Here is an 11,863-nt window from a genome sequence, read left to right on the forward strand (position 1 = left end):
ATGAGAATTTTTTTTCTAGACCAAAGCGGTAAACCAGGCGGTGCAGAATTATGTTTAATAGATATTGCTAAACCTTATGGCGATCGCGCTTTAGTAGGTTTATTTGCAGATGGATCGTTCAAACATTTATTACAGCAAAATCATATCCCAGTAGAAGTCCTCGCAACTCAAGCAATCCAAGTTCGTAAAGAAAGCAGTTTGCTACAAGGATTAAAGAGTCTGGGACAACTTGCACCTCTTATTACTAAGGTAGTTAAAATAGCACGTGAATACGATTTAATCTACGCCAATACCCAAAAAGCATTAGTTGTCGGAGCATTGGCAAGTTTTTTCAGTCGTCGCCCTCTGGTTTATCATTTACATGATATTCTTTCCAAAGAACATTTTAGCCAAACTAATCTTCGCATTGCTGTTAACTTAGCTAATCGTTTTGCATCATTAGTAATTGCTAATTCTCAAGCTAGTCAAACAGCCTTCGTACACGCAGGAGGACGTCCAGATATCATCGAAGTTGTTTATAACGGCTTTAATCCAAAAAATTATCAAACTGATGAGTCTGACATTCAGAAATTACAGCAACAGTTAGGATTAGAAGGAAAATTTGTCGTTGGACACTTTAGCCGTCTTGCACCTTGGAAAGGCCAGCATATTTTAATTGATGCCCTTGCTAAATGTCCGCATAATGTGATAGCAATTTTAGTGGGTGACGCACTGTTTGGTGAACAAGATTATGTCCAAAAGTTACACCAACAAGTTAGGGAACTGGGATTAGAAAACCGCGTCAAATTTTTAGGATTTCGTTCTGATATTCCTCAGTTAATGGCAGCTTGTGATTTGGTAGCACATACCTCTACTTCGCCAGAACCCTTTGGTAGAGTGATTGTAGAGGCAATGCTATGTGAAAAACCTGTAGTTGCAGCAAAAGCTGGAGGTGCAATGGAATTAGTAGAACATGGACTTAATGGTTTTCTCGTTACACCAGGAGAACCCCAGGAAGTTGCACAAGTAATTATCACCTGTCTTCAGGAGACGAAAAGAACTGCAACTATAGCAAGTAATGCCAGGATTAGTGCTAGTGGGCGTTTTGATATGACAGCAATTAATGATTACATTGCTCAACTATTAGTAAGTAAATTTAATAGTAATTAGTTAAGAACTTCATAAATATGTAATCTAGACTCCAAAGTTTAAGTGTTATGAGTCGCTCGTGAGATAATCCGCTTAATTCGTTAGGTGGCAAGGATAAGTGACTCATGAAAACCGACAGGCTTACAATTAACCAGCTTTCACCGAAGACCTACGAGTGGTATCTCACCTACTTGCAGGCTATTGATACTAAAAATATAGAGGTTTACGGCACATTTCTGGCAGATGATTGTGTCATGCAATCTAACAATAATCCTCCTATTCAGGGTAAGGCTGCCATTTTACAGAGTCTTTCTGAGTACTGGATTACCTTCGATACCTTGACTCACGACTTACTGAATATTTACGGCATCGAATCGTCTTTTGTCCTTGAAGCCTTAAATCATTACAAACGCAATGATCAAAAGGTCATAACAGTTAGGGCGGTAGCTATCACCGATCGCCACGAAACAGGCTTAGTAACTTCGGTTAGACTCTACACTGATACAACACCTCTGTATACATAACTGCAACTTAATACTTTGACTTAGCCTCGGAATTGATTCCGAGGCATGATAGTTACCAAGCAAGAGATTTGACAGATATGTGTAAAGATTAGGAGTTGAATTTAGAGGTTGATGGGTGTGATTACAAACCAACTAATTCACGAGATTCAAAATCAGAGAGTTGTTGAGCGATCGCTAATCTTGCTTCCAACTTAGCTACACTAAACTGATTACGCAGATATTCCAAATGAGCGATGGCATTTGCTTTATCGACAGTTAGTCGAATTTGAGTGTCTATTGCTTTTTGATATTCCTGATTCACAAGCAACACCTCAAAGCGACGAGCCTTACGTTGAGCATCATTTTTCAAATCCATCTCAAAGGCGGCGGTGCGGTCTGCATTGCCTTCAAATCGGTTAACTTGGTGCTGCACTGCCATTAACTGAGAGTCTATTTCATTAGCCCGTTGAGCAGCTTGTGCGATCGCAGCTGGATAATGACTCAGTTGCATCATTTAATAATTTTCCTCTAAGGTCAATAATGTAGTGTTTAAGTATAAGACCAACCCTTGAATCCATTTCCCAAAAGGCTGTCACAGAGCAGTTTTACACTTAACTCAGCTTGGTGGACGCTATATATATATTATAGTCTAAATATACTGAATTAGGGGAGAAAAAGCGATGTCTGAGGTGCAGTAAGCGCAATTATTATCTACGAGTTATTTATAATCGCTTTCCTAAAATTTAGTGTCAATTAAGTTCAAACAAACTCTCAACAAATTTTAAATTCAAACCTGATTCATCTTTATATATACCCTGTATCGACCAACTTTTTAAGTTTTGAAAATTAGCTTTATCTAGTACTGAAAATGAATGTACATCATGATTAACTTCTGGAGATATTTTTTGAAGAACGCCATTAATTTTGTCTTTTACAGCTATTGTCAGGTAAATAGACCACGCGGTAGGGGCGCAAGCCCTTCATTGGTGTAAACTTAACGCTAAACCCGCTTGGTGACAACGTTTTGCCCTCACCCCCAGCCCCTCTCCGCAAGTGAGAGGGAAGCTAGACATTCAATTCCCCTTCTCCCTTGGGAGAAGGGGTTAGGGGATGAGGGCGTCAGGGATTTGCAAAACGCCTGTCCGATATAGTTTTTGGTTTAAGTTGACACCAATGCAAGCCCTTGCGCCTCTACAACAGATGTGGTTCAAATACATTAAAACTGCTGTAAAATTAAGTCTGCTCATATACCGATGACTTATTTAGCCGTCAGACTGAAGTCTGCGGCTAACAAAGCAAGCCTGCTTATGCAGGCTAATTATTTTCTCCTAAATTCTGTACTTTAGCTCAAGCTGCTTCCCGCAGTTGTGGTTGTGACGGCACACTCACCTCTGGAAATGAAAGCGAGAGTTGTTCGGCTTGAGGTACTGCCGCTTGCTGCAAAACTTGAACTTCGATATTCACGCTCACCAAATAACTACCTGTATCAGCACCAACTGCTTCGGCAATTAGTTTAGCAATGTCTGGGCGTTTGGCAGTCAGCGGGTCACGTAAAATACACCGATCCCATTCATGCTTGGCAGTCGGATTGAGGTTGAGAATATAATGCTTCATCATCGAACTAACCCTTGAATCCATCTTCCAGAAGGTTTTCACAGAGCCATTATGCATTTGGCTAGGCTTTGTGGACGCTATACCTATTATAGTATATTTGTACTAAAATGGGCGATATCTGAGTCAGAAAGTAGGAAATATATCATGTCCGGCTAATTAGCTATATTTCCAAATCGATGCAGAAAGCCCAAAAATCCCTCTCCTGTGCGGTCTTAATCATAAGTCTTTTGTCAGACACGATTAAGCTGTTCCACATTTAATTTGCATAATTAGCGTAGGCTTTTCGGACTATGCCACAAGAGTTATATAAATTTTGGATATGCAAACTAGATGTCGTTTAGCTTATAAACCATTCCTAAAAGCGTGTAGGTGTGTCTTAGCGATATTCCCGTGCTACATCCGATTGTTAAAGGACTTCTAACAAATAATCAAGGTGCGATGTCTAAGATGGGCAAAACCAACACCAAATTTATTTATTCCCTTCTTCTCCACTTTGATTCCTAATCCCAGAAAATCTGCCCATAGGTAAATTCTAATACAAAGGTATTGCAACTAAGCTTACAAAGCAACACCTTATATTTATGTAAACCGCTATATGGTAGATATCTATATTATTGAGCTATTTGTGATTGGTCTACTTTTGCTGATGGTAACGTTAGGGTCAGGTTGGATTAGTCGCTTACCTCTTTCTTTTGCCATTATCTACCTAGTGGTTGGTATTTTTCTAGGCCCTTATGGCTTTGGGCTGATTCAATTACGTCGAGATGACGTTTTTAACACCGAATTGCTGGAGAAAATAACAGAACTTGTTGTAATTATTTCTGTGTTTAGCTGCGGCTTAAGAATTGTTCGTCCTCTCAAGTTGGGTGTTTGGGATATTACGGTGCGATTGATTGCATTTCTGATGCCAATTTCAATTTTTGCTCTGGCTGTTGTGGGTAAATTATTTTTAGGGATGAATTGGGGAGAAGCAATTTTATTAGGAGCAATTCTCGCACCTACCGATCCGGTATTAGCATCAGAAGTACAACTCACTAGTACAAATGACCAAGATGAGTTGAGATTTGGTTTAACTTCTGAAGGTGGATTAAATGATGCTTTAGCTTTTCCCTTCGTTTATTTTGGGATTCATGCCTTAGAAAACGACAACTGGAGCAGCTGGATTCAAAAATGGATTGCGGTTGATTTAATTTGGGCGATCGCAAGTGGCATTGTTATGGGAGTTGTTGTTGCCAAATCTATAGTTTGGATTGAAGAAAAAATTCAAAAACGCCGCGCTGCTGATAAGTTAATGGAAGACTTTGTTGCTATCAGCACAATTTTTATAACTTATTCATTAACAGAAATGGTTAATGGTTATGGGTTTCTGGCAGTATTTGTTGCTGGATTAGTTGTCCAACGCAGTTACAGAAATCCAGAAAAACCGCTAGCAGAATTAGAATTTGTTGAGCAAATTGAGAAGCTGCTGGAAGTTGGGACAATTTTACTATTGGGTTCAATATTATTATTGCAGCCAATGCTCAAGTATGCTGGGCAATCTTTGTTAGTAATAATTTTGTTATTCTTAATAATCAGACCTGTGGGAGTTTGGATTAGCACAATAGGTAAACGTCCTTTAGAATCACACCGCCGAACCTTACACCCAGGAACTCGGTTATTATTTGGATGGTTTGGTATTCGCGGTGTTGGTTCTTTGTATTATCTAGCTTATGCCTTTGGTCATGGCTTAAAAGGTGAACCAGCCGAACAAATTGCTTGGATAACTTACACTACCATTGTCGCTTCAGTAATTGTGCATGGAATTAGTACAACTCCATTAATGAAGTGGTATGAACGCAGTTTTGCTAATAAGAAAAAGACTACTCCTCCCACCACAATAGACGAATTTGAGTAAAAGAAATTTTTGCCGCGACTTTTAGATAGTGGCGACAATTTAGTTGTCTGAACCTTACTTTAAACCTGAAAATTGCTTTGAGTCTTAATTCCCCTTTCTTTATAAGAAAGGGGTTTAAATTAGGTCTATATTACTATTTACCAGTTACTTTTTCAAGAACTTCTTTCGCTTTTTCACCAAAATTTTCTGGAGGATTTTGTGCTTGTTCTTCCTTCAAATTTCTTTCGTAAGCCTTCTCCATAGTATCAAGGTTTTTTGAATCTTTTACTGCTTCCTCATAAGCTTCTTCTCGTTCTTCTTCTTGAACGCCAACACCTGGATCATATTCGTTAGCACGATTAATTTTTTCTTCAGAAATTGGTTTATATTCTGGAGGTATTAGCTTTAATTCTTCAAGAGTAGTTGCATAACTAGCTTGCTGAACGAAAATGAAAGAACCTGACAAGCTAATGAAAATTATTAAACCAATAACCAAAAAGCTTGAGCGTAATGTTTGTTTTAAACTTAATAAAATTTTTTGCATGAAAAAAATCTCCTTATCTTTTGTTATGAGCCTTTTTAGGTATTAAGATAGATGAAATCTTAGGCTCACAGGCATCCTAAGTGTTTAGGTACAGTTCTTTCTTCTACCTCAAGGTATATTAATTTTATTCATAAGACTCAGAGCCTCGACTTCTCAGAAAAGTCGGAATCTCGTTATTCGCGAATGATTTAGTCGTAGCACAAAGTTGTGTAACCTTACCCGTGTACCTAATTAAAATGAGAATCGCTATAGTCCGAAATTGTGGGAGCATCCACTTTCGGCAGAAATACTCAAACAGCAAGTAAACCATTGAGATAAGCACAACGAACAGAGAGGATTTGACTAACACTATCAACATTCCATTGTGCGCCGGAAATTTTAATCCTAGCTCCAATCTGTTTAATAGCAGATTCAACTGCACCAGAACCAATAGAACAAAGTTGTTCAGCTTGGTAATAACTGTAGTTGACAATGCGAGAACGATGTTTTTGTAGATAAGCGATGAAGTTCTTAACTTGTTTACCTCTGCAATGATCAAATAAAGCTTTAGTTTCATCGACTTTGCCTTGCCACAAGAGAGTTTCAGCAGTTTTGAGCAGTTTTAAAGAACCACCAACTTTATAAAGATTTTCATTGAGATGATACCAATCTAATATTTCACAACGTTCAAAATGCTCTGTTTGACCAAACTGTTTGACTAAATTCCACACACTATCATGACCATCTCCTAAGCAAACTAATGGGTTAACTAGATGTTGGCTATTGACATAATCAACTAATGATTGGTTGTTATCAAAAAATGCACCATAGTAAATCCCTTGCACCCGAACGGTTTTATAATCTCGCCAGTGACAACCTTCTTTGGGTTTCCCTCTTAGTCTTACTTTTCCCCCATCCACACTTACTTCTGATACAGATTGCCTTGCTTGTGGTAATTGAAAATCTTGTTCGAGAACTAGTTTTTGCTGTGTTGAGTGACCAACTTTCACTCCTGTTAATGCCTCAATTTCAATTTCTGCATTTTGGTATGATTCATTCCCTGATAGCCTCAAACAGCATTTTTGAAGCAATGGGCAAAACCTGCCTTCTTGCCCTTAAACCTAGTCTCTGTAGCTGTTTCGCTTTAAGAGTCAATTCTCCAACCAGGCTTTTGATTTTTCTCGTTTTACCTACTGTTGTCCCTGTTTTTTGTTCGACAAAAAAAGGGCTATTTCTGGACTCACTAGTTCTAATATTTGACTGCGAACTGTTTTTTCTATGCCTTCAAGGTCTGTCAGCTTACTTTTGTCTGCTTCGTCATACAGCAGTGTTGACAATTCTTGTAAGCAGGCTTTGATCCGTTCTTCTTTCTCTTGGTTCATTTTTAGCGATCGCACAGGGTTATTTCTCTTTACATTTTCCCATACATGATAAATCTTCCAAAACTGGATGCTCCCGAAATTGTCATGCTTACTAATATACTGTCCAGAACTCAGTTCTCGATTAATAGCTATTTATGACCAACTGTGATTAATTTTAATTTTTCGGTTTTGCATTACCTCTTCAAATAAATTTGTTGGTAATGCTTCTTCTACAGGAAAAACTCCGGGTTTTTTGAGTTTACCTTCTAGCAATAATTGAGCAATACTACCTGTGCCGCAACCAGAAGCCACCGCTGTATTTTCATGCACTACAGTTGAACAATAAACAGCTGTTTTACCATTTTTCTGCCCTGTCACTTCAGAACGAACAGCTACTCCAATTCCACTAAAATTATTAGTGACATCTGTCATTGAATGGCTGACATGAGACAGAAATTCAATCATGTAACGACGCTGCATTAACCACTTGGGAAAAACGTGTGCCGCAATCCAAGTTAGGTGATTGTAAAAATCAGGAACAGAGCCAAACTTAGTAATTACAGTTTTTACTGATGGGAAGGCTTTGGGCAGTGTAAAGGTTTCTGGCATATCAAACCAGTAAACTCCGGTGCTTCCATAGGGAGGTGGAAACTCAACTACTTCTCTTTCACTATAAGGCTTGACTATTTCCCATTTTCCATCTATCCATGTCTCAAAAGGATACTGCAACCCAAGAAAAGTTGTCCGCATCACTGTGATGCCAGCACCACCAGAACCCGAAACCAAATAACTTAAGTGGATCTTTTCTGGTCGATCAAATTGTTCAACTCCCTGACGTACCATGCTGTTAGAAATACCAGGAAAAATGCCAGTATTAATAATTGCCGTCACACCAGCAGCAGCAGCTTGTTCATGATACTTGAGAGCTTTGCTGGTATAGGACCGATGGTCGCTGACATCTAGATAATTAACGCCTTGAGCAATACAGGTTTCTAGAACATTAGTATCTCGATAGTGAAATGGGCCAGCACAGTGGATGACTAAATTAGAGTTTGCGATCGCATCTTGCAGCTTGTCAACTTCTGCCAAGTCTAATATCAAAAACTGCACTTGTCCCCCCGAAGACAAGTTCACAGCTTCCCCAAACTCCGCAGAACGTCCAGTAATTGTAATTTGTGCTTGCGTATGGGTAGCTAGATCCTCGGCAACACTGCTACCAATCCGCCCTCGTCCTCCAAGAATTAAAACGCTGTCTGTCATTACTCCAGATTCGCAACACTAACCTTATTTCATCAGTTTTGCGTCCTGTTTGCCATCGGTTATAAGTATGATTTATAGTATTTAATAAAATTTCTGCTCTATCTAAATAGTTGTAAACAATTTTGTAGTCAGGACTTTAGTCCTTATCAAAACTAACTTGAGTAAGTACTACATTTGCGCTTCAATTTGCCTAACTACCGTTAGCGCCGAATAACTCACCCCAGCAGTACCTTCCCCTGGATGGGTGGAGTCACCAACTAACCACAAATTCTGGATTGGTGTACGATTAGCAAACCCAAAGGGGCCAAAGGTAGGAATTCTTTGACCAATACCACCAACTATACCGCGATCGCGGGCTGTGAAATGGGCAAAGGTGCGGGGTGTTGCGGCTTCTTGATAAATAATTGTTTCTGGTTTGAGATAAAAGTATTGGGCAAGACGAGCGATCGCTTCGAGGGTAAACTTTTCTTTTAGTCCTTCATAATCATCAGTCTGCCACCACGGTGCAGGATCGACAAACGAAGAAGCGATAATTGTCGCTTTCCCTTCCGGGGCGCGACCATCTCCAGGATGACTGACGGAAACAAATAGGGAATTATTCTCGCCAATCGGGCCATCAGCATCGTACAGAAATTGTAAGTGCGGAGGACACCCAAGCGGAATCGCGCTGGCATCTACACCCAAATAGACCACAAAAGCACCCGATGCTTGGGGCAGTTTTTCCACCCGGTTTTTATAACCAGATGGCACTTGTTCTCCTAACAACTGCACCAAATTTTGCACGGTGACGTTGCTAACAATGTGGTCGGCTGCTTCTGTCCAAACTTCGCCAGTTTTCTGATTTCTAATGACTACAGCATTGGCTTTACCGTTTTCTAATTTGATTTTTTCTACTGTATGGCGCATCAATAGTTTGCCGCCATCTCTCTCTAGGGATTGTACCAAGCGATCGCTTAATACTTGCATACTTCCCTGGAGGTGAAACAATCCTTGGGGCAGTTGGGATACACTTAACGCCGTTGCTGCATAAAGTAATGCTGTTTTTTCTGCATCCACCTGGGAGTATAGCTTCAGTTGCAAATCCAAAAAAGTTCTCAATCGTTGGTCATTTCCCAATCCATATAACCTTAAAGCATCTCCTACCGTAAACAAAGTGAAGGGTACGGTAATTAATGTACTCGGACGCACCGCCTGAGTTAGCTGCCACAAATCCCATAAATTACGCGGTGGTAGTACCGGGTCGCGTCCTTGAAATTCCCAACTAGCAGCAAATAAAGTTGTCATCAACTGCCAAAATGCTTCGCTACCAGGAAACTGTTTTTGTCGTTCCTCTTGCCATTTCTCTTGCTCGCGCCAAACGTTGATGGGTGTGGTTTCCCCTGGTAAATACACCGCACAAGCAGGATCGCAAGGCGTTGCTTGTGGCAAATCTATTGACAATTCTGAGAAAATCCGGTGGTGAATTCCCCCTGGTTCCAACCCAGCCACCTGAGTTGCTCCCACATCAAAGGTAAATCCTTGGCGTTTAAAGGTTGAAGCACAGCCTCCTGGTACGAGGGCTTGATCCAAAATTAAGACGCTGTAACCTTTATGAGCTAATAATGCCCCAGCAGTCAGTCCACCTATTCCCGCACCTATAACGACGACATGAGAGTTACTTTTGTCAAGAGAAATGCTGGACATTGATTAGTTTATTTAAAATTCTTAATACTTTTACTTATAATCTTACCTTCTCTGCGGTCTCTGTGCCCATAAAGATGCGGGTAATGGATAGCCTATAAGGGAAGGGGAGTAAGATTCAAAGCTTCTCTCCTTTTAGGCTGCTGTGTAGACACAAGTCGAATTACCCCCCTTAATCCCCCCTTAGAAAGGGGGGAAACTAGAGATACAGTTCCCTCCCCTTTCCAAGGGGAGGGTTAGGGAGGGGTAAAACTTACGCTTAAACCAGATGATTAAACTGTTTCAGACTTGTATGTACACCGTAGCCTAAGAGGAGAGAGGAATGGAAGTGAGGTAAAAGTGAATCACGGGTGGATTACCCTAAACCCAAAAAATTTGAAATCAACGGCAATAGATTGCTGCATTGTTCAACCAACTTTGTAGCACTGGGTAAACTAGAAATTGTCCCTTTTAAAATCTTTATAGCCGTTTTCGCTGCCTTTTGCATCCCCCCCTCTTGAGGACTTTTCCCCGCTTCAGCTAAGGCTTTCACTTGTTCTAATGCCTCAGCTTTATCTTCTTGCGGTAAATTTGTATCAGCCTCAATTGCTGCTTGCAATTGCGTCAACAATTCCTTAATTCCCGGTTTCTCTGGTTCGGGAGACGCTGGTAACTGGTTGATGGTATTTGTTACCGTACCGCTAATATCACCTAAATTTAAAGCTTGTCCACTAGCATTAAAGTCTCTGCCAACACTGCCAATTTCAATTTTGCGACTGGCATCATTGCTGTTAGTCATATTTTTATTCTCTACTTTATTGTCAACTTGAACATTAATCGGCTTATTCGCTAATAATCTTACAATCTCTGCCATCTCTCCACTTTGTTGGCGATAAACGACTATTTGCTCATCTTTAGCTTGTAATTGTGCTTTATATTTTTCTTCTACAGCTTGCAATGCCAGTTGATAACTTTGTGTAAAATCACTATGAATCTTTTCTTTATCGGCACCATCAGGTACACCAACTTTAACTACTACTACGCCATCACCTTTATTTTCAATACTCTGTAGAGCTAATTCTGTGTCTGCATTTTGGTCTTGCACTGTTTGGAAGGCGTTAACAAAAGCTTTCCAGTCTATGCCATTGCGGAAAATTAAATCAACAGTATTTAAAACTTCTTCAAACAGTTTGGTAAATTCTCCTGGTTGAAACTCGCCACTACTAGGACGGCGTTCGCGGTCGTCTGTTTCAGGCTTGGGATGTTCTAAAAGATAGATAAAGCGACAATCTATATTATCTAATTTGGTTGTACTTTCAATATTCCACGCTTCCACACAAGCACTTGTCATTTGGGCGCTAGTGAAGTTAGTACCTACAGCTTGAGCTAAAGTTAGGTTTGCCCGCTCTAAACAAGCGCCTTGGAAGGTGGCTTCTGTAATATCAACATCTTTTAGATTCGCTTCTTTTAAATCTGCACCTATCAGGTTAGCGCCTTTGAGGTTTGCACCAGCATAAGATTTTCCTCGACCATTACCAGTGACGAGTAATTTTATAACAGCTAATTTAGTTAATATGGTGTCGTCAACTCTGGCAAAGTCAAGTTTTTTTGCTTCATAAAAACGGGTGCGTGTTAGGTTTGCTTTTCTAAAATCTGTGTTTTTCAGGATTGCACCAGTAAAATCAGCATCGGTTAAATCGGCATTGCGGAAGCTAGTTCCACCTGTCGCAGCAAAGGCGAGAGCAAATGAGCGAATCCAAGCATCTTTTTCATCTCCCATTAAACTACGCCAGCCAATGTAAGCACTAAATAATGTAAAGGCTCCGGCTACGGCTACGGCAAAGGCTCTGGCAAAGGCTCCGGCAAAGGCTCCGCCAAAGGCAAAGGCAAAGGCTACTAAAAATGCAAATTCAAAGAAACGAATAAAAAAAATAAAAAAAAA

The 11,863-nt window shown here is 40.1% G+C and carries 9 protein-coding genes and 1 pseudogene; 3 read left to right on the forward strand and 7 right to left on the reverse strand.

Going from position 1 to position 11,863, the window contains the following annotated elements:
* Positions 1-1,149 carry a glycosyltransferase gene (locus ACFE93_RS14540; protein ID WP_375473961.1) on the forward strand — a complete coding sequence of 383 codons (1,149 nt, stop codon included), beginning with the start codon at positions 1-3 and terminating at the stop codon, positions 1,147-1,149.
* Positions 1,150-1,253: 104 nt separating this feature from the next.
* Positions 1,254-1,652, forward strand: coding sequence for a nuclear transport factor 2 family protein (locus ACFE93_RS14545; protein WP_375473962.1), 399 nt, complete (start codon positions 1,254-1,256; stop codon positions 1,650-1,652).
* A gap of 121 nt (positions 1,653-1,773) precedes the next feature.
* Here the strand turns inward: ACFE93_RS14545 and ACFE93_RS14550 are convergent, their stop codons facing one another.
* Both ACFE93_RS14550 and ACFE93_RS14555 read right to left on the reverse strand, forming a co-directional pair.
* Positions 1,774-2,145: a hypothetical protein gene (locus ACFE93_RS14550; RefSeq protein ID WP_104909380.1), complete on the reverse strand. Its 372-nt coding sequence runs from the start codon at positions 2,143-2,145 to the stop codon at positions 1,774-1,776.
* Positions 2,146-2,978: 833 nt separating this feature from the next.
* Positions 2,979-3,248 (reverse strand): hypothetical protein, encoded by a 270-nt coding sequence (locus ACFE93_RS14555; RefSeq protein WP_069069307.1) that lies wholly within the window; start codon positions 3,246-3,248, stop codon positions 2,979-2,981.
* Between the two features lie 592 nt (positions 3,249-3,840).
* On the opposite strand from ACFE93_RS14555, the gene ACFE93_RS14560 reads away from it, so the two are divergent.
* Positions 3,841-5,139, forward strand: a complete 1,299-nt coding sequence (locus tag ACFE93_RS14560) for a cation:proton antiporter (protein ID WP_375473963.1) — start codon at positions 3,841-3,843, stop codon at positions 5,137-5,139.
* Between the two features lie 133 nt (positions 5,140-5,272).
* On the opposite strand, the gene ACFE93_RS14565 is transcribed toward ACFE93_RS14560, so the two are convergent.
* The 5 genes and pseudogenes from ACFE93_RS14565 to ACFE93_RS14585 all read right to left on the reverse strand — a co-directional run.
* Complete coding sequence (locus tag ACFE93_RS14565) at positions 5,273-5,662, reverse strand: hypothetical protein (protein WP_375473964.1); 390 nt, start codon at positions 5,660-5,662, stop codon at positions 5,273-5,275.
* A gap of 290 nt (positions 5,663-5,952) precedes the next feature.
* Positions 5,953-7,023: pseudogene (locus ACFE93_RS14570) on the reverse strand (ISKra4 family transposase).
* A gap of 132 nt (positions 7,024-7,155) precedes the next feature.
* Entirely contained in the window at positions 7,156-8,262 is a 1,107-nt protein-coding gene (locus ACFE93_RS14575; protein WP_375473965.1) for a saccharopine dehydrogenase family protein, read from the reverse strand.
* Positions 8,263-8,430: 168 nt separating this feature from the next.
* The gene (gene crtD / locus ACFE93_RS14580; protein ID WP_375473966.1) at positions 8,431-9,945 is read right to left on the reverse strand and encodes a C-3',4' desaturase CrtD; all 1,515 of its coding nucleotides are present in this window, start codon (positions 9,943-9,945) and stop codon (positions 8,431-8,433) included.
* 352 nt (positions 9,946-10,297) lie between these two features.
* A partial coding sequence (locus ACFE93_RS14585) for a pentapeptide repeat-containing protein (RefSeq protein WP_375473967.1) occupies positions 10,298-11,863 on the reverse strand: 1,566 nt, incomplete at its 5' end.

This window comes from uncultured Nostoc sp. (assembly GCF_964247315.1).
Lineage (GTDB): Bacteria > Cyanobacteriota > Cyanobacteriia > Cyanobacteriales > Nostocaceae > Nostoc.

Coding starts and splice junctions, on each gene's coding strand:
- ACFE93_RS14575 (WP_375473965.1), bottom strand. CDS start 8,262: ATGACAGACAGCGTTTTAATTCTTGGAGGACGAGGGCGGATTGGTAGC.
- ACFE93_RS14540 (WP_375473961.1), top strand. CDS start 1: ATGAGAATTTTTTTTCTAGACCAAAGCGGTAAACCAGGCGGTGCAGAA.
- ACFE93_RS14565 (WP_375473964.1), bottom strand. CDS start 5,662: ATGCAAAAAATTTTATTAAGTTTAAAACAAACATTACGCTCAAGCTTT.
- crtD (WP_375473966.1), bottom strand. CDS start 9,945: ATGTCCAGCATTTCTCTTGACAAAAGTAACTCTCATGTCGTCGTTATA.
- ACFE93_RS14545 (WP_375473962.1), top strand. CDS start 1,254: ATGAAAACCGACAGGCTTACAATTAACCAGCTTTCACCGAAGACCTAC.
- ACFE93_RS14560 (WP_375473963.1), top strand. CDS start 3,841: ATGGTAGATATCTATATTATTGAGCTATTTGTGATTGGTCTACTTTTG.
- ACFE93_RS14550 (WP_104909380.1), bottom strand. CDS start 2,145: ATGATGCAACTGAGTCATTATCCAGCTGCGATCGCACAAGCTGCTCAA.
- ACFE93_RS14555 (WP_069069307.1), bottom strand. CDS start 3,248: ATGATGAAGCATTATATTCTCAACCTCAATCCGACTGCCAAGCATGAA.